This window comes from Nocardia sp. NPDC051030 (assembly GCF_040683015.1).
GTDB lineage: Bacteria > Actinomycetota > Actinomycetes > Mycobacteriales > Mycobacteriaceae > Nocardia.
The window spans coordinates 189,960-213,441 of sequence record NZ_JBFBCD010000011.1 but is presented as its reverse complement, the minus strand read 5'-3'; the positions used below and the strand labels follow the sequence as shown (position 1 = coordinate 213,441).

The following is a 23,482-nucleotide window of genomic DNA, read 5'->3' as shown; positions in this document are numbered from 1 at the left end:
TAGTGCGGTGCGAGTTGTGCAGAAGGTCTGCCCGGTATTAACTATGTGGATGGATATCGCAGCCACCCGGAAAGTGATGCGTCCCTGAGTCTGCCGTGTTTCGAATTCCGATGTCTACCTTGGGAGCTGATATTCGGAAGAACCAATGGAGTCTGCTGGTGGCCGCGGCCGCCGTGGGTTTCGGGCTCGGTGCGATCACCATGTATCCATCGTCACCACCGATTGCGGGCCGGGCAGTTCCCGATGCGACCCAAGTCGGGCTCGGTGCGATCAGCACCATTGATCCGTGTGGGTTCGTGAGCTCCGAGGTACTGGTGGCTCCGGGGATGGAGACACGGTGGATCCTTCCCGTCGAGTTGCGGAAATGCCATGCGATGGTGGGTAAACCCAATGATTCGGGCAACGGGGTCTTCGTCAATGTCGAACTGACGAACAACTTCGACCTCGATCAGTACCGCGATCGCGCATTGACGTTTTGGGATTGGGGTGGCGTCCATAGGGCAGCGGGCCTGGACATCCACACCCCGGGGATCAGCGATGGCATGCTCGATCTGGTCTATCAAGATAATCGGAACGCTGTTGTGGTTCGAGCGTCCTGGTTCGATCCCACGTCTACACCCGATGCGGACATTGACGTCGCTGCTGTTGCTGCCCGTGTCGGTGATGCGGCGTCGCGGGCGATGGCGGCGGGCTCGATCCAGCATCTGACTTACCCTGCGGATTCTGCTGCCTCGGTGAACCTTTGCGAGCGAGTCAACCCTGCGACGCTCGATACCGTCTTGGACGTCCCCGGTCCTCGATCGGCAGAGCTGTCTCGGAATTTCTGTCGTTGGACGATCGGCTCCGCTCCAGTGCGACCGACGGTGGCTATCCGCGTCCGTCTCGAGCAAGGGTTCGTGTTTCAACCAAGCGCGGTGGTGAACGACCGTCCCACACAGGTCTTGACCATGAATTACCCTCGCGGCACCGAGACGTGGGAAGGGTGCAGGTACACGACGCCCACAAAGGTCTGGAACCCGTGGCCCGGCTACCAAGTAATCCCAGGTCCACCCACTCCACCGGACCGGGGATTGATCGAGATGGTCGAGATCAGAGTGGAATGGCCGAGTGGTTCCGCCCAGGTGCCGCTGGCATGCGCGTCCGCCGGACGGATCGCGGAGCAAGTATGGCCGTCTCTCCCGTAGCTGATCGGAAATTGTCACAACAATCACTTGGGTGCGCGAAACCGCAATGTCCACCAGGCCATGAGGGAACCCGCGCGATGACATCCCGACGGATTCTTCCTGGGGGCCTTCGCTGATCCGTCCACGGGTAAGGCCGACGCCCGCGTCAGAACCTCAGTTCGGCCCAGTCGATATCGATGGGAAATGGCAGGTCCAGGTGGAGCTTCTGCTCGTCGAGTGCGACGAACTCGTGGGTCTGGATGTAATTGCGCTGGCGTAGGGGGAGGATGCCGTCGGGCAAATTCGTGGATTCTTCGAGGGCGTAGACGCGGAGCACTGCGATATCGCCCGCGATGAGCGTGATCTGCCAATACCAGGGAATTCCGGCTTCGGCGTACTTGGCCTTCTTGCTCTCGATGTCTTCCTCACCGTTCGAAGGGGAGAGGATCTCTCCGGCGATGACGACATCGTGTACGGCAATGTCGTCATCGATCTCATCCAAGCAGTGGTAGACGACGAAATCCGGTGTGCGGAAGTCGTTCTTGCTGTGGTTGAAGAAGACGTTGCATTCCATGTCGACTTGCCAGCAGCCGGACGGCTCGCCTGTACGCATGGCCGCCTGGGCGTTGCGCTCGAGCATATTGCCGACCCTGCGGCTGAAGCGCTGGTGACGCGGCTTGGGCATGCGGGCCCAGACCACGCGGCCGTCGTGGAGTTCGATCTGCCGGGCGATCTCCTGCGGCAGGCCTTCGAGTTCCTCCCACGTCATACGGTCAGGGATGTCGGACCGGCTTGTCGATGTCATGGCGATCCTCCGGGATCAGGTCGATGCGGCCTGACCCGACGTTACAACAGCGCGGGACCGATGTGATGCGGCCGACCGTGCGCCGATAGCACTCGGGACTCAGTCGAGGCCCTCGTCGAGCTGCTCCCAGGTGAGTTCGATTGGGCGAGGGTGATTCGCAGAAGACTCATTGCCCTGCACCGGATCTACCGGATTACGGCTGGTTCTGGCGAACGTTCCCACCGTGGGCGGAAATACAGCGAAGGCCCCCAGCTTAAGCTGAGGGCCTTCGTAATCTGTGTCGAGAGGGGGACTTGAACCCCCACGTCCCTAAGGACACTAGCACCTCAAGCTAGCGCGTCTGCCATTCCGCCACCCCGACTCGGTGGTGCTCAGCAAGATTATCGGATGATGCCGTCTCGGACCAAATCGGTCGTTTTCGGGCACTTCCGGTGCGATGCGCTGGGAGGTTGGAGCTGATCGGAGCTGGTGGGAGTGTTGCCGCCGGGTCGAAGGGCGACCCGGCAGGCGACTCCCGAGCATCAGGCGTTCAAAGCCTCCAGCAGTGCGGCGCGCTGCCGCGAACCCAGTCCGCCGATGCGGCGGTCGACGGGGATTTCGGCCTCGTCCATGAGCTTGGCGGCCTTGACCGGGCCGATGCCCGGCAGGGCCTTGATCACGGCCGCTACCTTGGTCTTCTTGACCAGGTCTTCGTTGTCTGCGCGCTTCAGCACTTCGGCCAGAGAGACCGAACCCTTCTTGACCTGCGCGATCAGTTCGGAGCGAGCCTTGCGAACCGCGGCAGCCTTGGCCAGCGCCTCGGAGCGTTGTTCGGGGGTCATCGTGGGCAGAGCCATATGTCCTTAACCTTTCACTCGTTCGCTGGTACGTCGGCGTCGATTCAACATGACACCGGCCCGCGCGCCGTAACGACACACCGCGTGGACCGGGCAGACACGTCGAGCGACCGGCGAAAACGCCCACTCTGCGCAGGTCAATCGACCAGGAGTTTGCTGCCGAAGACACCTGGCAAATACGGGGTTCACCGGGCGTTCCTAGTACTACGGTGGGCCGCAACATCACGCGCGCACCGGTGAAAGGCGGGCAATGAGAGGTCCGTATCCGTTGGTCGACCTACCGACCTCCGAACCACCCCTGGCCGACCGATACGACAGCGCGGATCCCGTCACCTGGAACGGGGCCAAGGTGTATCCGATGTACTCGCAGGTGGTGGGCGTCTCCCCCACCACGGTGACGCTGAAAATGCGTTCCTCCGCGCCACGGCCGGGCGTCCGGAGCCTCGGCATGGGTTTGTCCGTCGACGGCGGGCACGTGCTGCTGGGCGGCCGTCAGTTGCGGGGGGTTGACGTGTGGTCGGATGCCATGTTCGGCGGCATCGACCTACAGGTGTGCCCGACCAGTGGTGACGCCGCCATAGCGCTCACGCCCGTGTGGGTGGACCGCACGGACGCCACCGTCTCCTGGTCGGGGAACTACGGCATGCTCATCACCCGCGAACGCTCACTGCTCGTGCTGCATTGCAGCACCGGCGTCGGCCCACCCGATTTCAGCGAGCTGGTCGTCGAAATCACGACCGCCCTCACCCCGCTCCCGCCGGTAGCGCCCGCCGACGCCGGGCGCTACCGCGACGCCCTCTACGAACTGGGCGTGGCCATGCACGGCCGCGGCGAAGAGAGCCAAGCCTGCCAACTCTGGACGCAGGCAGCCACATTCGGCCACCTGGGCGCGGCCTACGACCTGGGCGTGGTCCGCTATCGCCAGGGCGACCTCGCCGCCGCCGAAGACTGCTGGCGCACCGCCGCCGACCACGGCGATATCCGCGCCATGGGCGGACTCGCGGAAGTCCTGGAACGCCGCGGCAATTCGAGCGAAGCCCGAGTCTGGCGAGCCGCCCTGGCCGCCGAATCCGAGTCGTAGCGAGCGGCAGCGCTGTGCCTCAGGCGTGCGCGGTCTTGTAGCGGCGCAGGTATTCGCCGGTCAGTGAGGTTCGGTCGGTCAGCAATTGCGCCGGGGTGCCGGTGAACACGACTTCGCCGCCGTTCTTGCCGCCGTCGGGGCCGAGGTCGATTACCCAGTCCGCGTGCGCGACCACATCCAGGTTGTGTTCGATCACGACGACCGTATTGCCGCGTTCGACCAGGTCGTCCATCAGGCCCAGGAGGGTGTCGACATCGGACATGTGCAGGCCGGTGGTGGGTTCGTCGAGAACGTAGATGCTCCCGGTGTTCTGGAGTTGGGTGGCCAGTTTGATGCGCTGGCGTTCACCGCCGGAGAGGGTGCTCATGGCTTGGCCGAGGCTCAGATAGTTGAGGCCGACTTCATTCATGGTGCGCAACTTGGCATTCAGTGCTTTTTCGGGGAAGAACTCGACTGCTTCCTCGGCCGAGAGTTCCAGGACGTCGGCAATCGACTTGTCGCGCAGGGTGAGTGCGAGTACCTCGTCGGAGAAGCGTCGGCCGTCGCAGGATTCGCAGTGGGTGGTCACCGGATCCATGTAGGCGACCTCGGTGATGATTTGTCCGCGGCCGCCGCATTCCTTGCAGGCGCCGTCGGAGTTGAAGCTGAACAGGCTGGCGGGGCGGCCGGTTTCCTTGGCGAACAACTTGCGGATGGGATCCATCAGCCCGAGGTAGGTGGCGGGTGTCGAGCGCGAGGACGCCGCGATGGCCGACTGGTCGACGAATACCGACTCCGGGTACAGACGCATGAATTCATCGCGGATGAGACTGCTCTTACCCGACCCTGCGACCCCGGTGATAGCGGTGAGAATTCCGGTCGGGATGGCGACGGTGACGTTTTTCAGGTTGTGCACGTTGGCATTCGCGACGGTCAGTTCCCCCGTCGATGTCCGGAATCTGTCCTTCACAGTGAAGGTCCGTCGCAGCCCTTGTCCGGTGAGGGTGTCCGCCGCGCGCAATTCCTCGAAGTTGCCGGTGAACACCACTTCGCCGCCGTGCACGCCCGCGCGCGGCCCGACATCCACGATGTGGTCGGCGATCTGGATGACATCCGGATCGTGCTCGACCACCAGCACCGTATTGCCTTTGTTCCGCAGCGCTTCCAGCATCCGGTTCAACCGCCCCACATCCCGCGGATGCAGCCCGACGCTGGGCTCGTCGAAGATGTAGGTCATCCCGACCAGCGTGCTGCCCAGATGCTTGATCATCTTCAACCGCTGGCCCTCACCGCCGGACAGCGTGGAAGTCGGCCGGTCCAGGCTCAGATACCCGAGTCCGATATCGGCGACTCGTTCGAGCGCGATCCGCGTGGCCTCGGCCAGTCCCTGCGCGGCGGAATCGGTGACCTCGCCGAGCACCTCGATCAGATCGGTGATCTGCAACCCGGTCCACTCGGCGATATTGCGCCCATTGATCTGCGTGGCCAGGGCCTTTGGATTGAGCCGCGCCCCATGGCAAGCCGGGCAGACTCCGTCGGTGAGGAACTTCGCCATCCGCTCCCGGGTCTTCTCCGACAGCGCCGAGGTATCGCGATTGACCTGTGAGCGAGTGAATTTGTCGGCGAGCCCCTCGTAGTTCGCCTTCCAAGTTCCCTTGTTGAAAGTCAGCTCCACTTTGCCTCCACTGCCATGCAGCAGGTCGTGCCATTCCGTCTCGCTGTAGTCGGAGAGCTTCTTGTCCAGGTCGAATCGCCCTGACTTGCCGTACAACTGCCAGTCGCCGCTGCCGACGGCGTAGCCCGGCAAGAGGATTGCGCCTTCATTGAGCGACTTCGATTTGTCCACAAGCTTGTCGGGGTCGGCGGTGACCGTCATCCCCAGCCCGTCGCAGTCCGGGCACATGCCTTGCGGGGTATTGAAGGAGTAGTCGTAGACCAGCCCCGTCGACGGCGATCCGAAGCGCGCGAACATGGCTCGAATGAGCGCGTAGATATCGGTCATGGTCCCGACCGTGGAGCGCGGCCCGCCGCCGACGGCCTTCTGATCGATGATCACCGGCGCGGTCAGGTTCTCGATCGCCTCGGCGTGCGGGCGCTCATAGCGTGGCAGGAAGTTGAGGATGAAGGCCGGGAACGTCGCGTACAGCTGCCGCTGCGATTCGATGGCGATGGTGTCGAAAACAATGGAGGACTTGCCGGAGCCGGAGACTCCCGTGAACACGGTGATCTGGTTCTTGGGGATTTCGATCGAGATGTTGCGCAGATTGTGCTCGCGGGCGCCGAGTACCCGAATCGTGTCGGCGGAGGCAGAACTCATGGGGTCAACGATGCCATCCGAACCCCCGGAAATGGTCGCACGTTTGTGATGTAACTCACATCTGTTTCCCGGGATCTCAGGGTCGAGCCAGGATTGCCGATTGATCGCGTCCATCTACAGTGGCGGTCGATCGCGCCGGTCCCGCCGGCGCACGGAACTCTGAGGACCACACATGAGCACCCTGCGCTGGACGACCGCTCTCGCCGCCGCCGCACTGTCCGTGACGCTGCTATCCGGCTGTAGTGAGGTCGCGACCGCTCTCAACAAGGGTGGCGACACCAAGTGCTCCGATTACATCAAGCAGAACGCCGATGATCAGCGCGTCACGATCACCAAGTTCATCAAGCAGCAGACCGGTGATGACCGCACTCCGTCCGGCACTCAGGTCGATCTGAGCATGGCCGCGGTCCAAGCCCTGTGCCAGGTTCAGGCCAATGGCGATACCCCCATCAAGAACGCCGACATCGCGGGCATCTTCATCAGGAAGTAGCCGGATCCGCCCTGCCGGTGCGGACGTGGACAGGCGCACCAGCGGGAAGCTCTATCCGTTGGTCGCCCAGATGTTCCAGGTATGCCGACCCTCGAGGCGCGGAACCAGATCATCAAAGTATCGTTTGGCCTCGCAGCCGCTGTCGCACTTCGCGTGCTTGCCCCGCCCGTGTAGCGCCGCCTGGAGATTCTGCACCGGATAGTCCGGAACCTCATGGCTGACATAACTTTTCGCGCGCGTCATATGAGCCACCTGCGCGGTGTCGGCGTAGTCCGGTGCTTAGGCGCGGCCGCTGCCCCGGCAGGAATGACCTTCCCGGCCTCGATCAACAGGCATCGCGCCTGAGACTTCGCCCCGCACACTGTGATCGGGCATTCTTGGTGTTCCTGCATGACCCTGTGTGCACGGGCCTCGGTCATCGTTTCCCACGGCACCGGCCCATGGTCGATCGGTGGAAGGCCGAACATTTCCGGTCACCTCCTTTGAGGTTGCTTGTCGGACTTAGTCTTTGGAAGTCCCGCCTGTCGGGCGTAGTCGCAAGTAGACTCCTATTTGCTTGCTCCGGAATCTCCATATGCCCGCTTCCGCCTCAGAAATGCGCCAATTCCGGCACGGACCCATTCGTCGGCAGCTTCCCCATGGCGGGGCTTTCCAAAATTCGATGCATCCGATAGTGAGGCTAACGAGATGTTGACCGGATCTACCCTCGCGCGAAGGGCTTTGGACTGGGAGTTGAAGAAACTGCGAGAGGCGAAAGGACTGAACCAGTCTCAGGGAGGTCGAGTCATCGGCGTCTCACCTCAGACGATCGGCCGCATGGAGGACGGGCTACCTACCAAGGTGTCCGACCTGTATATGAACGCAATGTGTGACGCATACTGCGCTGGTCAAAGCGATATCGCGACGCGTTCGCAGAGATCAGCCGCGTAGCGTTGGACGGTGACGCGACCAGGCAGCTCATTCTGGATATAGCGAAGGAGTGCGGTCAGTGAAGAGCGACATATCAGAGGCCAGATGGTTCAAGTCGAGCCATAGTTCTTCGGGCGGGGAATGCGTGGAGGCCGCACACCTGAGCAGGGGCATGGTTGGCGTACGAGACTCGAAGAACCCACTCGGCGCGGCGCTGGTCTTCGGCCCGTCCGCATGGGATGCCTTCCTGGGGGCCATCACTGAAGGCAAGTTCGACCAAGCCTGACAATAGGCTGGTTGCAGGCGTTCAGGGTGTGACGTCAGCGCGTGACGCTGCCGCCCGGTCCGCGATGTCCAGCAACAGCTTCAGGTACTCGTCCGGGTCGTCGGCGAGCACATTGTGGCTGGTGGGCAGACTATGGGTGCGCCAGGACGGATCCTCGCGCAACCGCTGATAGACCTCGGTGAATGGTGTGCCCTCCCACCCGGAGAGATAGATGTACTCGCGCACGATGCTTTTGGACGCCTGGCCGCTGAGCCGGATCCGCTGCAGGAACGATGCGAGCGGATGGCTGGTGGCGCGTGGATCGAGGCTCTCCAGCGGCTTCACCGCGAATCCATCGTCGCTCGCCCCCTCGAGGAAGATGCGCTGAAAGGCCGCGGAGGTGAGTTCGAAGCAGGACTCCCCGTCGGCGGGCACATAGGCGTCGGAATACACCAACGCGGCCACTCGCTCCGGCGCCCGGTCGGCGACGCCGGTGATGACCATTCCGGCGTAACTGTGGCCGACCAGCACCGCGTCCGTGATCCGCTCGGCTTCGAGTATCGCTGTCACATCATCGATGTGAGTGTCCAGATTGGTTGCGGCAGTGAGCAGATGGTTGCGATCACCCAAGCCGGTAAGCGTCACCGGATAGGCCTCATGCCCGAGCCGCCGCAGTTCCTTGGCCAGCCCCGCATACTGCCAGCCGCCGTGCCATCCCCCGGGAACCAAGACGAAGATCATGTGCCGCCCAACACGCAGCTCTGCTCGAATGTTCCGCAACCGGTCTATCCATGCACTAAATGCCCCCGGGTGGCGGTTTCCTGACGAAATCCCACTGATAGTGCATGAATAGGCCGGATCCCCCGATGTCGTCGCCCGGACCAAGTGCTCCTGCTACAGGAGTTCGGCGCTTCGCCGACCGTTCGCTCGGGAGGTTGTCTGTCCGAGGGGCTTGCTTGGAGTGCACTCCAGGTGATTACCGTCGGGGCATGAGCAAAATTTGGTTCATCACCGGCGTCTCACGAGGATTCGGCCGCGAATGGGCGCTCGCCGCGCTGGAGCGTGGCGACAGCGTCGCCGGGACAGCCCGCGACCTTGGCACCCTGGATGATCTGGTCGCCAAATATCCCGACACCTTCCTTCCCCTCCAGCTCGATGTCACCGATCGCGCGGGCGACTTCGCCGCGGTTCAGCAGGCGGCCGAGCGCTTCGGGCGACTCGACGTGGTTGTGAACAATGCCGGTTACGGGCAATTCGGCATGATCGAAGAACTCACCGAGGACGAGCTGCGAGATCAGCTGGAAACCAATGTCTTCGGGGCCCTTTGGATTACCCAGGCTGCGCTCCCCATCCTGCGAGCGCAGCAGAGTGGCCACATTCTTCAGGTCTCCAGCATCGGCGGCATCTCCGCGTTCATGAATCTGGGCGCGTACCACGCTTCGAAGTGGGCACTGGAAGGCTTCTCTCAGGCTCTCTCGCAGGAGGTGAAGCCCTTCGGGATCCACGTAACCCTCATCGAGCCGGGCGGTTTCAGTACCGACTGGTCCGGCCCCTCGGCTCGTCGCGCCACCCCCAACCCCGCCTACGATGCCCTGCGTGAAGCCCGCGCTGCCCAGCGCTCCGTCATGCGCTCCGGCGACCCGACCGCGACCGCCGGGGCCATCCTCGCTGTAGTCGACGCCCCCGAGCCGCCCCTGCGCATGTTCCTCGGCGAGATCCCGTTGACCATCGCCACCGCCGATTATGAATCCCGCCTGAAGCAGTGGCAGGAATGGCAGCCGATCGCCGCTGCCGCCCAAGGCAATTGACGGCTATGCGAGGTGGGCCTCGATGCCGTCCAGTAGGCGAGTGAGGCCGTACTCGAAGGAACCGGTGGGGTCACCCGGGGCTTGGTAGACCTCGCCCGCTGTCGAGCCGACTCGGCTCGACAGCGGGAATCGGTCGGCGGGCATGACCTTCTCGAGCAGGGGGCCGTGGACTTCCCACCATTGGGCGTCGGTCATGTCGGCGGCGCTGCGGGTGGCGGCCACGGCCATTCGGGCATTGCCGGTGGCGAATTCGGTGAGGATCGCGAGGGTGCGGTCCATGTCGAGGTCGGAGAGGCCGATATTGTCGATGGCTTCGAGCTGGCGTTCGTAGCGGCGGGAGCGACCGGGGCCGAGGACCTGCCGCCATGGAGGGACTTCGAGAAGCCATGGGTGGGTGAGGATTTCGGTTCTGATCTGGTGGGCGATGGCTGACATGCGTTCGCGCGCAGACAGATCCGGGGAGATCGGGGTGTCCTCGTCGGCGACGGCGTCGACCATGAGGACGATGAGGGCTTCCTTGCTGGGCACGTAGGTGTAGAGGCTCATGGGGCGCAGGCCCAGCTCGGCGGCGACGGTGCGGATGGAGATCTTGTCGTAGCCGTCGCGGTCGGCGATGGTCACGGCGGTGCGGACGACGGTGTCGACGTCGAGCGTCTGCTTCGGGCCGCGAACGCCGGGCCGGGGCGGCAGGGCGTGCCGCCAGAGCAGGCTCATCAGCTGTTCCGCCTGCTCGGACGCCGTTTTATCGGCCACGGCAACTCCTTCGGAAATAAAGTACGATGTACGGCGTTACAGTACTCCGTACGCTATACGCCGATTCAAGGGGTGTCGTTCTGCGCGCTGCACACGCAACTTATCTGCCCGACCGCCATATGTTCGCGGCGTGGACGTGGACCGGGCGCGAGCCGGGGCCCGCGCCGGAGATCGGGGATCGGGAGACCATCGAACTGGCCGTACCCGCTGCCGACGGCATTGCCGTGCGCGAGGTGGAGTGCGCGGTGCTCGAGCCGGAGCGGTTCGCCGCCCTCGCGGTGCGCGAGCTCGCGCCGTCGGCGCTCGCCTGGCGGGCCGTCATGCGGGACGAATCCTATGAAATGCCCGCGGCCGGGCATGCGGTGCCCAATGCGACCGGGACCGCCATCGTCTCCGCCGAGCGTGCGGTGCGGGCGTGCACCGACAGCCTTGCCGTGGCCACCGAATTGCGGACGACATTGAAGGCCGAGCTGCGTCCCTATCAGGCGCGCGGGATCGCCTGGCTGCGCGATACTGTCGCGGCGCACGGTGGCGCGGTACTCGCGGATGAGATGGGTCTCGGAAAGACCGTGCAGGCCATCGGGTTTCTGCTCTGCCGGGCCGGGAACGGGCCGCAACTCGTGGTGTGCCCGACCTCGCTGGTGCGCAACTGGGCGCACGAGATCGAGCGATTCGCGCCCGGACTGCGGCCGGTAACGTGGCGTGGCGGCGCATTCGACGGGCCGGTCGAGGCCGGCACGATCGTGATCACTGGCTATCCGACTTTGCGCGGGCACGGCGCGGTGCTGGAGGAACAGCAGTGGGCCACAGCTGTTTTCGATGAGGCGCAGGTGTTGAAGAATCCGCGCACCCTGGTAGCGAAGGCGGCGCGGGCGATCCGGGCCGAGGGGCGGATCGCACTCACCGGCACGCCTGTCGAGAACCACCTCGACGAGCTGTGGGCGTTGCTGCATCTGGTCGTGCCGACCGCCTTCACGCACAAGGCACAGTTCCGCCGCCGTTTCGTACGGCCGATCCATGAGGGTTCGGTGGAGGCCGTGGCCCGGCTGCGTGATGCGCTGGAGCCGATTCTGCTGGGGCGTAAGAAGTCTCAGGTGGCGGCAGCGCTGCCTCCCAAAATCCACACCGATCTGGTGTGCGACCTCACCGCCGAGCAGGAGCGGCTCTACGACGAACTGCTCGCCAAGGCCGAGGCCGAGGGATTCGGCACCGGCGCGCAGCGGCATACCAGGGTGCTCGCCGCGCTCACCGCGCTCAAACAAGTCTGCAATCACCCCGGTCTGGTGAACGGCGATCTCACCGAATTGACCGGCCGCTCCGGCAAATTCGATGTCTGTGCGGATATCATCGCGAATAATCTGGAGTCCGGCGATCCCACCCTCATCTTCACTCAATACCGTAAAACCGGTGAGCTCCTGGTTCGCCACTTCGTCGAGGAGTTCGGCGTCGAGGCCCCCTTCTTTCATGGCGGCCTGAGTCAATCCGAGCGCAGCGATATCGTCACCGGTTTCCAATCCCCCGACGGCCCACCGGTTCTGGTGCTCAGCCTGCGCGCGGCGGGCACCGGCCTGACCTTGACCCGCGCCGCCGACGTCATCCACTACGACCGCTGGTGGAACCCCGCCGTCGAGGCGCAGGCCTCCGATCGCGTGCACCGCATCGGCCAGACCCGCACCGTCACGGTCACCACCCTGACCTCCGGCACCACAGTCGAAGAACACATAGCCGGTATGCACGACCGCAAGTCGGCCCTCGCCGATCTCACCGACACCGCGGGCATCGCCACCCTGGCCCGCCTGGACGACGACCGCCTCATGGAGATCCTGCGCCGAAAGCGAGGCAACTGATATCGAGGCGGTCGAGTTCGCGGGAGCGTCGGATTCAGTACTGCGGGTAGGGCATGTAGCCCGCCGGTTGTGGCAGCCGCAGCTGTTTGCCGGCGGCGATCCAACGACCGGTGGACGGCACGACCGCAAAGCCGAGAATCGCGACGCAGAGCAGCGCCGCCGCGATCCTGACGAGATTCGGATCGAGACCGAACGCGAGGAAATTGAGTGCCAAACCGGTCGGCGACGCGACGATCAGCAGGACTCGACCGGCGGTCTTGCGCGCGAAAAGCAGTGCCGCACCGGCCAGAAACAACACACCCACTATGGCCGCCATTATGGCGAGCAATCCGAACATCAAGATGATCACCCCGCTGAGATCCGGGAGATCACTGGAGGCGTGCTCACTGGGCGTGACATCGGAGACCACGACGATCGAGACAACAGTGCCGACCCCCGCCGCCGAACCCGCAATGGCGCCCAGCACCGCGGCCGTGCGGGCGGTGAACCCGGAGGATCCCTGATTCGCCGGTGCGCCAGTGCCATAGCCGTATTGGTAATTCACGTTCCAACCTCCCCTGAGTTCGTGAGCACCCTACCGGTCCGACCCGAATGGAATTGACGAGGAACATGGCAGACAACGAATTCGGCTACACCAAGTGGGGCAGGGACTGGGTCCGCCTCGCCGAACCGCTACGCGTCACCAAGCCCGAGTCCCTACTCCCCCGCGCCCGTCTCATCGCCCGCAATGGTGGCGTCCAGACCGAGATCGAGGGCGCGACGGTCCGTGCCCGAATCCACCGTGGCGCACAGGCATCGGTCACTTATCTGGAGGTGGCCCCGCTCCCGGCCGCCACCATCGTCGCCATTGCCGCGCTGATCCCGCCCGGCACCATCCAACTCGACGATGAGCAGCACGCGGCCCTGACCGCGGCCGACCTCACCGTCATCCCGCGACTGACGGCCATCGACTGTTCCTGCCCCGCCCGTACCGAACGTTGCCTGCATGTCCTGGCTACTTACTACGACCTCGCCCGACGAGTAGATGAAAACCCCTGGCTCGCACTCGATCTCCAGGCCTACCGCAGCACTCCCCACGTCGCCGTCAACTCCCCCGATGCACCCCCACCCCGCTGGACTCCCCTCGATGCCCTCGACCCGGCAACCTACTTCGGTTCGGCTCATTAGTGCTGGTCCAGCCCCGATTTCAGTTTCCGGTGAAGCCTCGGCTAATCTAGTCGAGCAACACCGAGTCGGGGTGGCGGAATGGCAGACGCGCTAGCTTGAGGTGCTAGTGTCCTTAGGGACGTGGGGGTTCAAGTCCCCCTCTCGACACAATGAACCAGAGCTCTTCCTGCATATAGGAAGAGCTCTTTTTTTCGTCGTTCTTCGACTTCGCGTAGCCATGTTGGTATTCGGGCCCCAGCGGCCGTATTTGCGTAGACTCCGAACGTGACCGATCTCGCGGATTTTGCCCGGTTGATACCCGGCGATCATGGACTCTGTGTCGTGTCGACACTGAGGGCGGACGGAACGATTCAGTCGACCCTCGTCAATGCCGGTGTGCTGAAACATCCGGAGACCGGTGAGCAGGTGGTCGCGATGGTAGTGCGCGGCGGCACCCGCAAAATGGTCAACTTGCGTGCCCGGGGGCGCATGACCGTGGTTGCCCGGGTCGGCTGGGAATGGGCCGCGGCTGAAGGCCCGGTGTGGATCGTCGGGCCGGACGATCCTGCCCCCGGCATCGACGCCGAACATCTGCGACTCCTGCTTCGTGACGTCTTCACCGCGGCCGGTGGCACCCACGAGGATTGGGACGAGTACGACCGGGTCATGGCCGCCGAACGCCGCGCGGTGGTACTCGTCGTCCCCGATCGGGTTTACGGCAACGGCTGAGATCGCGGGGGTGGCGCGAATTTCCAAGAAATCCGCAGGCAGACGGCCTAGCGTTGTGGATCTTCCTCCAGAAATGAGTAGATCATGACGGAATCCATTCCGGACGCGGTCGCCTCGGTGACCGTTCCGCACTCTCCTGCGCGGGTCTGGGCCGCTTTGACCGACCCGGCCGAGATCGCGCAGTACTTTCTTGGGACTCGGGTCGAGACCGACTGGCAGGTCGGGAGCCCGATCGTGTTCCGCGGCGAATGGCAGGGCAAGCAGTATCGGGACCATGGGGAGGTTCTCGAGTTCGAGCCTGAGCGGACGTGGCGGATCACGCATTACAGTCCGCTCACCGGACTTCCCGACGTGCCGGAGAACTATCACACGCTCAGCTACACCATCGAGTCTGTGGCCGACGGCACCAGCGTGACGATCCGGCAGGGCCGCAACCGCAGCGAGGATGAAGTACAGCACTCGGAGCAGCTCTGGGGCATGGTGCTGGATAACCTCGAAAAGTATCTGGCCCAACACAACTGAGGTCGTGCACGTTCGGCGGCGGTGTCGATAGTCTTGCGTCGGAGGGCATTCGGGCCAGCATTTTAGACAATTGTCTTTGACACTTGTCTAACTTCTGTGTGTATCGTCGGTTCCGGTAAATCTCACGCACGAAAGCTGGAACCCGCATGACCAGAACACGCCCGCTGACTCCCTTCGAGCTCGCCCATTTCGACCGCAACTCGCAGCTGGGCAATGTGCCGAAAGCTGAAGTGTGGCTGTACATCGGGAGCGAGGTGCGCGGTGAGATCGATCTCGACGTGCTGCGCCTGGTGCTGGCCGAACTCGCGGCGGGGCATGCGCTGCTGCGGTCCGTGGTGCTCGGGGAGGGTAGTGACCTGCGCTTCGAAATGCGCGAGGACTACCAGCCGCCGCTCGAGGTCCGCGATGGCGGTGAGGACGAATACCGCAAGGTCGTCAATACCGAACAGGACTGGCGCGGCGGGCTTTTCAAGGGCTACGTGATTCGCGGCGAGGACTCCAGCCGCGTCGTCATCGTCGCCCATCACGGCATCTGCGACGGCCGCTCCATGTTCCCGCTGCTCGGTGAGCTGTGGGAGCGCTACAGCGCGCATCTGGCGGGTTCGCCGCTGCCGCTGTCGGATTCGGATCTCGAGCTGCCGGACGGCGTGGACGCGCAGCTGGCGAACACAGTCGCCGAGGCCGAGGTGGACGCCTTCGTCGGCCAGCTCGCGGCCATGACCCAGGCCACCGATATGGCCATGCCCGCCCCGGCGCAGCTGCCGCTGGACGGCGACGGCGTCGGCGACCCGCGCGGCCGGTTCACCCTGCAGTCCATCGAATTGAACCCCGAGGATTCGGCGGCGGTCGTTGAAGCCGCTCGCGCGCATGGGTTCTCGGTGAACAGCCTGATCTCCGGCGCGGCGCTGATGGCGGTGCGCGGCGAGATCGAGGCGGATGCCGCACCGGCGATGATGCTGATCGGGCATTGCGCGGATGTGCGCTCGGAACTGTCTCCGCCCATCGGCGGAGAGACCTTGCTCAATTGTGTGGGCGGCGTGCCGACACCGGTCTTCGTGAGCGCCGACGCGGACCCGAGCGAGCTGGCCAAGATGGTCGAGGTCGGCGTGCGCGGCGGCATCGACGCCCGCTTCCCCGCCCTGATCCTGCGGGCGCTCTCGCGCGGGCTCGATCCGGTCGCCGCCGGTATGCCGGCCATCCTGCCGACCCTGGGCTTGTCCAATGTCGGCCGGTTGCAGGCCTATCCGATCCCGGCCGAGCTCGAACTCGTGCGCAATTTCGTCTACGCCATGGGCCCCGGCATGCCCCCGGCCATGACCTTCTACACGATCGGCGACCGTCTCACGATCCAGGTCGAGTACGACACCGCCGAGCACAGCCACGCCAAGATGGCGCGAGTCACCGAGGCCCTGCGCGAGCAGCTGCGGGCACTCTGCGGTATCGCCGCGTAATCCTGTCGGACACACCATGAAAGTGGCTGTCAGCCAAGACAAGTGCATCGCGGCGGGTCAATGCACGCTGCATGCCGAAGCAGTCTTCGAGCAGAACGAGGACGATGGTCTCGTCGTGCTGCTCGAACAGCATCCGGCGGCCGAGCACGCCGAAGCCGTGCGCACGGCCGCCAGATTCTGCCCAGCACAAGCAATCCAGATCGACGAATAACGGGGGAAACCGTGTCTGATACATCGACCGAGGCCGCTACCGAAGTTCCGTACTACCCGATGCCGCGCGAGGCGGGCTGTCCGTTCGCCCCCGCCCCGCAAGTGCGGGAAATCGCCGCCGCCGGACCGATTTCCAAGGTCCGGACCTGGGAGGACCGCGAGGCGTGGCTGGTCACCGGATATAACGAGGCGCGCACGCTGTTCGCCGATCCCAGTGTCCACCTGGACAATCTGCACCCCGACTTCCCGCACACCAATGCGGCGATGAAGGGCCTGGCCGCGGTGAGCCCGCGCACCATGTTCAATACCGAAGGCGCGGAACACGCCCGCTTCCGGCGGATGGTGGCCAAGCCCTTCACGCCCAAGCGGCTGGACTCGATGCGCCCGCTCATCCAGAAGCATGTCGATCAGTGCCTGGACATCATGCTGGACTCGGGGAATTCGGCCGATCTGGTGAAGGCGCTGGCCCTGCCGGTGCCGACCGAGGTGATCTGCGATCTGCTCGGTGTCCCGTACGAGGATCACGCGCTCTTCCAGCATCACACCGAGGTCGGGTTCGACAGCAATACCTCCGCCGAGGAGGCCATGCAGAACACGCTGCAACTGCTGGAGTACCTGAACAACCTGATCGCGGTGAAGACGGAGACGCCCGGCGAGGACATGATCTCCGATATGGCCGAGCACATTCGGGCCGGTGAGCTGCAGCCGTGGGAGGCCGCGCTGCAGGCCGTCGGCTTCCTGGCCGCCGGGCATGAGACCACCGCCAATATGATCGGGCTCAGCGTCCTCGCGCTGCTGGAGCGTCCCGACCAGCTGGCGCTGATCCGCGATACCGATGACCAGAAGCTGCTCATCAATGCGGTCGACGAGCTGGTCCGCTACATGAGCATTCCGCACATCGGTCTGCGCCGGGTCACGGTGGAGGACATCGAGATCGCCGGTGAGACCATTCGCGCGGGCGACGGCATCATCTTCGATCTCGGTGCGGCGAACTGGAACGCGGAGATCTTCCCGGAGCCCGAGCGCATCGACGTGCAGCGCCCGAATGCCGCGCAGAACCTGTCCTTCGGCGCGGGCCGCCACAACTGCATCGGCCTGCAGCTGGCCCGGATCGAGCTGGCGATCACCTTGCAGACCCTGTTCCGGCGCGTCCCGGAGCTGCGCCTGGCGACCACGATCGACAAGATCAAGTTCAAGGAAGAGGCCATGGTCTACGGCTTGAGCGGCCTGCCCGTCGAGTGGTGACGCACCCCTGACGCGCGCAGGCCGGTGCCGCACAGTGTGTGGCACCGGCCTGCGCGGTTTCCCGGCCACGAGATCGTTGATCTCGGTTCGGACCCGGGAAACCCTGCCGGACAGTACGATTGGTGTCTTCCGGAGTTTGGTGAAACCGACGGTTCCCTTCGAAACAGGCGGCAGGCACTTCGGCCCTCCGATGCCCTGCCGTAGCGAGAGGCTGGACACGTCATGGGCATCAAGCATGGACATCTCGGAGCAGCGCGAATCGCGATGCTCGCCGCGGTCGCAGCGGCCGGACTCGTCACCGCAGGGCCCGCGCAGGCCGACCCGCTCTGGCCCGGCGGACCGGACATCCCGGGTATCCCGGCCATCATTCCCTCACCCGCGCCCGCGCCGGTGGTAGCGCCGTGTTCCTCGGAAACGCGGCTGTGCCTGAGCTTGTCGCAGAACCAGGCGTGGCTCATGACCGACGGCAAGGTCACTTTCGGGCCCACCGTGATCTCGACCGGCCGGCCGGGCTACGAGACGCCGCCCGGCACCTTCCACGTGGCGTTCAAGCAAGAGGACCACTGGAGCACGATCCACAATGTGCCGATGAAATGGGCGGTCTTCTTCAACGGTGACATCGCCACCCATATCGGTCCCACCGAGGAGCAGTCCCACGGCTGCATCCGAATGACGCCCGAGGGCGCGGAAGCCGCATTCAACCACCTGTCTCCCGGAGATGTGGTGCAAGTGGTGGTGTAACCCGGCCGTGGTGATCGATCAGGAATCGAGAAGCGCCGGGGACCCCGCCGAAATTACCGTTATCAGCATGAACACGACCACAGAGATCAACACCGAAATCAACGTCACCCTCGAGGTTGCCGACGCCGAGGCGGCCGCGGCCACCTACGCCGCCGCCTTCGGACTGGGCGACAAGCTGAGCTTCCGGACCTCGCAGGAACCGTCGAGCGGGTTCCGCGGCTTCATGCTCTCGCTGGTGGTTTCCCAGCCGAGCACCGTGGACAGTCTGGTGGGTACCGCGCTCGAGGCCGGTTTCACCACCTTGCAGGCCCCCAAGAAGAGCTTCTGGGGCTACGGCGCGGTCATCCAGGCCCCCGAGGGCACCATCTGGAAGGTCACTACCTCCAACAAGAAGGACATCGGCCCGGCCACCCGCGACGTGGATGACTTCGTGCTGCTGCTGGGCGTCGATGACGTGAAGGCCACCAAGCGTTTCTATGTGGAGCGCGGACTGGACGTGGCGAAGAGTTTCGGCGGCAAGTACGTCGAGTTCGCGACTCCGGGGTCGGCGTTCAAGCTGGCGCTCTACCCGCGTAAGGCCGCCGCCAAGGATGCGGGCGTGGCGATCGAGGGCACCGGATCGCATCGGTTCGTCATCGGCAGCAATGTGGGTCCCTTCACCGACCCGGACGGGTTCGTGTGGGAGGCCTCGGCCCGCTGAGGCCGGGGCGGGCCGTCCCGCGGCTAGGGTTGCCGCGGGTCGGTGGTGGTTCCGAACCCCGCGATGAAGAGAATCTGATCGCGGTAGTCGACGGAATCATGTTGGAACACACGCAAATCCAGATGATATGTCTCGCCGGAATCCGGGTGCCGCAATGCCATCCAGGCGGGGTCGCGGCCATATCCGGCCTCGCAGGAATTCCAGATCTTCTGGAATTCCCGGCAATCGGAGAGTTCCTCGAGGGTGTCGGCCCACCATTCCGGATGTTCGGACCGGCCCATGAAGCCGTGCACGAGCGACACCGTGAGTTCCGCCTCGTGCTGCCATTGCGCCAATACCTGTTTGGACCGGGGATCGAGGAATACCCAGCGCAGCACGCTGCCATTATCGAGAATTCCGGTAAAGGTGCGTTCGTAGGAGTCGTTGCAGCGCAACACATTCGAACGGGTGTCGAGGTAAGCCGCGGGCCACGGCTCATGGCGGTACAGGGTATCGACGGACCCCGATGACAGCGTGGCGCGTAAGTTTTCGACCGAAGGCCACGCCGTACCTTCCAGTCCGGCCAGGTCGAACAGGTGTCGGCGCTCGGCATTGGTCACGGGCCGCACGTCGTGCAGACATCCGATCAGCGCTTCGACCACCGAGTGGGTGGGCCGCCCGCGCTGGCCGTGCTCCAGATGGGTGATGTAGCTGGCGCTGACATTGGCGGCCTTGGCTAGCCGGTCCCGGGTGATGCCGCGGTCGTCCCGCATGCGGCGCAGGAGCGTCCCGAATGTCGGCTGATGAATCGTTTCCTCATCAAATGGCCCGGATCCGGTGTGTGACAACAGCATTCCTATGCGCGTGGGGCCGACAATTACACCGGACGCGCGATTCGATCCCACGGAACTTCGAGCGTCTACTCGAATTATTGTCGGACGCTCGAGCCGATGGCAAACCGCGCAGTCTCCTGAGCTGCCCGGAACAGTGTGACTGCCTCCGGCGCTCGTATAGGGCGGCTAACCTGACTTCGTGGCAGTTTCGGCCCAGGGGGGCACCGGCGGAGATTTCGGCACGGCGCGAGAGTTGTTCGCGCACAGGCTGTCCGAGCTGTTCGAGGCGGCGGGGAATCCGACCTTGGAACAGGTGGTGCGAGCCACCCGGGGCCGGGTCGGCGGGACGCGCTCGCTGCCGAAAATACAGCGGATCAGCGATTGGCGTTCGGGGAAGAACGTGCCCGCGCGGTTCTCCTCGCTCGAGCCGGTGCTGGCCACGCTGACCTATCTGGCACAGCCGAAGAAGGATGCGGTCCCGCCCGGGCTGCTGAATATCGCCACCTGGCAACGACTATGGAAGGCCGCGGTTGTCGAGGCCGGGCCCAGCACCGGCCCGGCCCGGATCGGCACCGTCGATCAGGAAGCCATGCCGCCGCGCCCCGCCCTCACCGATACGCTGCCGCGCGATGTGGAGACCCTCATCGGCCGCGATGACGAACTCGAACGAATTCTCGAGGTGGCCGGTGCCGAGCGCGTCGTCTCGATCCACACCATCGACGGCATGCCGGGAATCGGCAAGACCGCCTTGGCAACCCGGGTCGCGCACCGGCTGGCGGATCAATTCCCGGACGGGCGCTTCTTCGTCAATCTGCATGCGCACACCGTCGGACACAGCACCGCCAAGCCGACCGACGTGCTGGCCGGACTGCTCACCGATCTGGGCATGGACCCACGCAATATCCCCGACAGCCTCGACAATCGGCGCAGCCTGTGGCGGGATCGCGTGGCGGGCAAGCGCATCCTGCTCGTGCTCGATGACGCGCAGGACCACGCACAGGTCGAACCGCTGCTGCCGAACGGGTCGGATTGCCTCACCTTGATCACCAGTCGGCGGCGATTGGTGGCACTCGATGGCTCGCATCCTTTCGCCTTGGACACCTTGGATCCGGACAAGGCCGCCGAGCTGTTCTGCACGCTGGCCCGCCGCTCCCCCACTGACGGTGAGCGCGCCGCGGTGGACGAGATCGTCCGGCTGTGCGGCTACCTACCGCTGGCGATCGTGCTGCTCGCCGGACGCCTGGCCCATCACGCCACGTGGACCATCGCGCAGATGGCGGCGGATCTGGTTCGGGCACAGAATCGTTTGAGCGAGCTCGAAGCCGGGGAACGGGCGGTGTATGCCGCGTTCACCATGTCCTATCGCGAACTGCCGCCGGATCGGCAGCGCCTGTTCCGTCGCTTGAGCCTGCACCCCGGGCCGGATATCGACGCCTATGCCACCGCCGTCCTGGACGACATCTCGGTCTCCGCGGCCCGCCGCGAGCTGGACGCCCTGTTCACCGATCACTTCCTCGACGAGCCGACCGGCGGGCGCTTCCGCATGCACGACCTGCTGCGCGAATTCGCCCTCGCACTGGCCGATGACGATCCGTCCGAGGATCGGCGCGCGGTATTCGACCGGCTGCTCGATCACTACCAGCACACCGGCGCCCTCGCCGACCGGTACCTGTCGGGTTACATCGGCGGCGAGTCCGCCGACTCCGAGCTTTTCACCACCCCGTACTTCACGAATCGTTCCGAGGCCCTGGCCTGGCTGCGCGCCGAGCGCGGCAATCTGCTCGCCTGCCTGGAATACGCTGCCTCCCACCATCAATCGGCCCGGGTCATCGGGCTGACCCGCATTATCTCCGGCCTGCTGCGGCTGGACGGTCCCTGGCCGCTGGCCATCAAGCTGAACCGTCGCGCGGCCACCATCGCCGAGCACAATGGCGATCGGGTCGGCATGGCGGACGCCCTCAATAACCTGGGCATGGTGCGGTACGCGACCGGCGACTATCCCGGGACCGCGGATGTGGTGCGGCAGGCGCTGGCGATCTATCGGGAGATCGGCGACCAGGTCGGTCAGGCGCACGCGCTCAGCAGCCTCGGGCGGCTGGGCTATGTCACCGCCAATTACCTGGAAACCGGTGATCTGATCCGGCAGGCGCTGGCGATCTATCAACAGATCGGCGACTGGCGCGGACAGGCCTACGCGCTGATCGGGCTGGGCGTCGTGCGGTATATGACCGGCGACTATCCGGGGACGGCGCGTCTGGTGCGGGAAGCCCTGGCCACCTTCCGTGAGATCGGCGATCGGACCGGAGAGGCCTACGCGCTCAACGAATTGGGTGTGGTCAGGGCCGCAGTCGGCGACTATCGGGGCGCGATCGAACTGGTCGAGGAGGCACTGCAGATCTACCGCGATACCGGTGACCGCTACACCGAGGCGTACGCGCTCATCGACGAGGTGTGGATGCGGTATGCGACCGGCGACTATCCGGGCGGCGGCGAACTGATCCTGCGCGCGCTGGCGATCCACCAGGAGGTCGGAGATCGCCTGGGCGAGGCGTACGCTCGGGCCCGGCTGGGCCGAGTCCGGCACGCCATCGGCGACCTGAACGGTGCGAACGAGTATCTGGAGCAGGCACTGACCCTGTTCGAGGAGATCGGCGACCGGGTCGGCCAGGCCTACACCATCAATGATCTGAGCCTGATGCGGTACTCGACCAGCGATTATTGGGGCGCAGCCGATCAGATGCAGGAGGGGCTGGCCATCTTCCGTGAGATCGGTGATCGAGCCGGTGAGGCCTACACGCTGATCATGCTGGGGCTGGTGCGGTACGCGGGCGGCGAATACGACAGTGCCGAAACACATTTGCGACAGGCGCAGGTGATCTTCCAGGCGATCGGTGATCGGGTCGGCACGGCGTACACACTGTGCAGTCTCGGTCGGCTCGGCTATGCGGCGGGAACGCCGCCGTCCGGCGCCGTCGAGCATATTCAGCAGGCCCTGGCGATCTTCCGGGACATCGGCGATCGAGTCGGCGAGGGCTACGCGCTCAGCAGCCTGAGCCGCCTGCGTTTCGCCGCCGGAGACCACGCCGGGGCAGACGACCTGGTGCGCCAGGCATTGACGATCTACCAGGAGATAGGCGACCGTTTCGGCGAGGGATTCGCCCTCGGCGGCATGAGCATATTGCGTTATGCGACAGGTGATTACGCCGGAGCGACCGAACTGGCGGAACAGTCCCGGGAGATCTTCCTCGCCATCGGCGATCGAGTCAGTCAGGCCTACTCCTTCCTGGGCCTGGGAGTGCTGCGCTACCAGGCCGGTGACTATGCCGGTGCGGCCGATCTCGCGGAGAAGGCGCCCGCGATCTTTCGCGAGATCGGCGACCGCCTCGGCGAGGCCTACGCCTTCCTCGGTCTGAGCCTGGTGCGCTACAAGACCGGCGACTATGTGGGCATCGCCGATTTCCTGCAGCGCGTATTGGACATCTTTCAGGAGATGGGCGAACGTCCGGGCAAGGAGGAGATGCTCGAACGCATCAGCGACCTATGGGAATTCAGTTCACCGCAGGACGCGGTGGTGTCCTATATCGATTCGATTCGGTTGATGCGCGAGATTCAGACACGCTGGAAGAAGCGACGGGTCTGGCGGGACCTGCCGGTGCCCGATACGCGGTAGCGC

Annotated in this window: 24 protein-coding genes and 2 tRNA genes; 17 read left to right on the top strand and 9 right to left on the bottom strand. The window is 64.6% G+C overall.

The genetic code is table 11. The features are described from left to right. The first annotated feature begins 110 nt into the window (after nucleotides 1-110). The gene (locus AB0N05_RS33375) at nucleotides 111-1,184 is read left to right on the top strand and encodes a hypothetical protein (protein ID WP_364701364.1); all 1,074 of its coding nucleotides are present in this window, start codon (nucleotides 111-113) and stop codon (nucleotides 1,182-1,184) included. 145 nt (nucleotides 1,185-1,329) lie between these two features. Here AB0N05_RS33375 and AB0N05_RS33370 read toward each other — a convergent pair whose 3' ends face one another. The 3 genes from AB0N05_RS33370 to mihF form a co-directional block, all read right to left on the bottom strand. Further along, nucleotides 1,330-1,968 (bottom strand): Uma2 family endonuclease, encoded by a 639-nt coding sequence (locus AB0N05_RS33370; protein WP_364701362.1) that lies wholly within the window; start codon nucleotides 1,966-1,968, stop codon nucleotides 1,330-1,332. Between the two features lie 278 nt (nucleotides 1,969-2,246). Then, nucleotides 2,247-2,329: transfer RNA gene (locus AB0N05_RS33365), tRNA-Leu, on the bottom strand. Between the two features lie 160 nt (nucleotides 2,330-2,489). Further along, a complete protein-coding gene (gene mihF / locus AB0N05_RS33360; RefSeq protein WP_364701360.1) occupies nucleotides 2,490-2,804 on the bottom strand; it encodes an integration host factor, actinobacterial type in 315 nt (104 codons plus the stop codon). A gap of 250 nt (nucleotides 2,805-3,054) precedes the next feature. Here mihF and AB0N05_RS33355 point away from each other — a divergent pair, with 250 nt between their 5' ends. Beyond that, nucleotides 3,055-3,885, top strand: coding sequence for a hypothetical protein (locus AB0N05_RS33355; RefSeq protein WP_364701358.1), 831 nt, complete (start codon nucleotides 3,055-3,057; stop codon nucleotides 3,883-3,885). A 19-nt stretch (nucleotides 3,886-3,904) separates the two neighbouring features. Here AB0N05_RS33355 and AB0N05_RS33350 read toward each other — a convergent pair whose 3' ends face one another. Continuing rightward, entirely contained in the window at nucleotides 3,905-6,181 is a 2,277-nt protein-coding gene (locus AB0N05_RS33350; RefSeq protein ID WP_364701356.1) for an excinuclease ABC subunit UvrA, read from the bottom strand. Between the two features lie 172 nt (nucleotides 6,182-6,353). On the opposite strand from AB0N05_RS33350, the gene AB0N05_RS33345 reads away from it, so the two are divergent. After that, complete coding sequence (locus tag AB0N05_RS33345; RefSeq protein ID WP_364701354.1) at nucleotides 6,354-6,671, top strand: hypothetical protein; 318 nt, start codon at nucleotides 6,354-6,356, stop codon at nucleotides 6,669-6,671. Nucleotides 6,672-6,722: 51 nt separating this feature from the next. On the opposite strand, the gene AB0N05_RS33340 is transcribed toward AB0N05_RS33345, so the two are convergent. Further along, on the bottom strand, nucleotides 6,723-6,914 hold the full coding sequence (locus tag AB0N05_RS33340; protein WP_364701352.1) for a hypothetical protein: 192 nt from the start codon (nucleotides 6,912-6,914) through the stop codon (nucleotides 6,723-6,725). Nucleotides 6,915-7,358: 444 nt separating this feature from the next. On the opposite strand from AB0N05_RS33340, the gene AB0N05_RS33335 reads away from it, so the two are divergent. After that, the gene (locus AB0N05_RS33335) at nucleotides 7,359-7,601 is read left to right on the top strand and encodes a helix-turn-helix transcriptional regulator (RefSeq protein WP_364701350.1); all 243 of its coding nucleotides are present in this window, start codon (nucleotides 7,359-7,361) and stop codon (nucleotides 7,599-7,601) included. A 49-nt stretch (nucleotides 7,602-7,650) separates the two neighbouring features. Beyond that, complete coding sequence (locus AB0N05_RS33330; RefSeq protein WP_364701348.1) at nucleotides 7,651-7,866, top strand: DUF397 domain-containing protein; 216 nt, start codon at nucleotides 7,651-7,653, stop codon at nucleotides 7,864-7,866. A gap of 21 nt (nucleotides 7,867-7,887) precedes the next feature. Here the strand turns inward: AB0N05_RS33330 and AB0N05_RS33325 are convergent, their stop codons facing one another. Then, a complete protein-coding gene (locus AB0N05_RS33325; protein WP_364701346.1) occupies nucleotides 7,888-8,574 on the bottom strand; it encodes an alpha/beta hydrolase in 687 nt (228 codons plus the stop codon). A 260-nt stretch (nucleotides 8,575-8,834) separates the two neighbouring features. Between AB0N05_RS33325 and AB0N05_RS33320 the strand changes: the two genes are divergently transcribed. Beyond that, nucleotides 8,835-9,653 (top strand): SDR family oxidoreductase, encoded by an 819-nt coding sequence (locus AB0N05_RS33320; RefSeq protein ID WP_364701345.1) that lies wholly within the window; start codon nucleotides 8,835-8,837, stop codon nucleotides 9,651-9,653. A 3-nt stretch (nucleotides 9,654-9,656) separates the two neighbouring features. Here the strand turns inward: AB0N05_RS33320 and AB0N05_RS33315 are convergent, their stop codons facing one another. Then, nucleotides 9,657-10,367 (bottom strand): TetR/AcrR family transcriptional regulator C-terminal domain-containing protein, encoded by a 711-nt coding sequence (locus AB0N05_RS33315; protein ID WP_364701683.1) that lies wholly within the window; start codon nucleotides 10,365-10,367, stop codon nucleotides 9,657-9,659. A 158-nt stretch (nucleotides 10,368-10,525) separates the two neighbouring features. Here AB0N05_RS33315 and AB0N05_RS33310 point away from each other — a divergent pair, with 158 nt between their 5' ends. Next, a complete protein-coding gene (locus AB0N05_RS33310; protein WP_364701344.1) occupies nucleotides 10,526-12,253 on the top strand; it encodes a DEAD/DEAH box helicase in 1,728 nt (575 codons plus the stop codon). Between the two features lie 34 nt (nucleotides 12,254-12,287). On the opposite strand, the gene AB0N05_RS33305 is transcribed toward AB0N05_RS33310, so the two are convergent. Beyond that, on the bottom strand, nucleotides 12,288-12,797 hold the full coding sequence (locus tag AB0N05_RS33305) for a hypothetical protein (RefSeq protein WP_364701343.1): 510 nt from the start codon (nucleotides 12,795-12,797) through the stop codon (nucleotides 12,288-12,290). Nucleotides 12,798-12,862: 65 nt separating this feature from the next. On the opposite strand from AB0N05_RS33305, the gene AB0N05_RS33300 reads away from it, so the two are divergent. From AB0N05_RS33300 to AB0N05_RS33260, 9 genes are all read left to right on the top strand, one after another. Next, nucleotides 12,863-13,420, top strand: a complete 558-nt coding sequence (locus AB0N05_RS33300) for a hypothetical protein (protein ID WP_364701341.1) — start codon at nucleotides 12,863-12,865, stop codon at nucleotides 13,418-13,420. Between the two features lie 64 nt (nucleotides 13,421-13,484). Beyond that, a tRNA-Leu gene (locus AB0N05_RS33295) sits at nucleotides 13,485-13,567 on the top strand. A 117-nt stretch (nucleotides 13,568-13,684) separates the two neighbouring features. After that, nucleotides 13,685-14,128, top strand: a complete 444-nt coding sequence (locus AB0N05_RS33290; RefSeq protein WP_364701339.1) for a pyridoxamine 5'-phosphate oxidase — start codon at nucleotides 13,685-13,687, stop codon at nucleotides 14,126-14,128. Nucleotides 14,129-14,212: 84 nt separating this feature from the next. Next, nucleotides 14,213-14,650, top strand: a complete 438-nt coding sequence (locus AB0N05_RS33285; protein ID WP_364701337.1) for an SRPBCC domain-containing protein — start codon at nucleotides 14,213-14,215, stop codon at nucleotides 14,648-14,650. Between the two features lie 146 nt (nucleotides 14,651-14,796). Further along, nucleotides 14,797-16,101: a hypothetical protein gene (locus AB0N05_RS33280; protein ID WP_364701335.1), complete on the top strand. Its 1,305-nt coding sequence runs from the start codon at nucleotides 14,797-14,799 to the stop codon at nucleotides 16,099-16,101. A 16-nt stretch (nucleotides 16,102-16,117) separates the two neighbouring features. After that, entirely contained in the window at nucleotides 16,118-16,312 is a 195-nt protein-coding gene (locus tag AB0N05_RS33275) for a ferredoxin (protein ID WP_364701333.1), read from the top strand. Nucleotides 16,313-16,371: 59 nt separating this feature from the next. After that, nucleotides 16,372-17,556, top strand: a complete 1,185-nt coding sequence (locus AB0N05_RS33270) for a cytochrome P450 (protein ID WP_364701680.1) — start codon at nucleotides 16,372-16,374, stop codon at nucleotides 17,554-17,556. 222 nt (nucleotides 17,557-17,778) lie between these two features. Beyond that, on the top strand, nucleotides 17,779-18,297 hold the full coding sequence (locus tag AB0N05_RS33265) for a L,D-transpeptidase (RefSeq protein WP_364701331.1): 519 nt from the start codon (nucleotides 17,779-17,781) through the stop codon (nucleotides 18,295-18,297). A gap of 67 nt (nucleotides 18,298-18,364) precedes the next feature. Further along, complete coding sequence (locus AB0N05_RS33260; protein WP_364701329.1) at nucleotides 18,365-18,997, top strand: glyoxalase; 633 nt, start codon at nucleotides 18,365-18,367, stop codon at nucleotides 18,995-18,997. Nucleotides 18,998-19,020: 23 nt separating this feature from the next. On the opposite strand, the gene AB0N05_RS33255 is transcribed toward AB0N05_RS33260, so the two are convergent. Further along, nucleotides 19,021-19,830 (bottom strand): helix-turn-helix domain-containing protein, encoded by an 810-nt coding sequence (locus AB0N05_RS33255; protein WP_364701327.1) that lies wholly within the window; start codon nucleotides 19,828-19,830, stop codon nucleotides 19,021-19,023. A 178-nt stretch (nucleotides 19,831-20,008) separates the two neighbouring features. On the opposite strand from AB0N05_RS33255, the gene AB0N05_RS33250 reads away from it, so the two are divergent. Then, nucleotides 20,009-23,479: a tetratricopeptide repeat protein gene (locus AB0N05_RS33250; RefSeq protein ID WP_364701325.1), complete on the top strand. Its 3,471-nt coding sequence runs from the start codon at nucleotides 20,009-20,011 to the stop codon at nucleotides 23,477-23,479. Nucleotides 23,480-23,482 lie beyond the last annotated feature (3 nt).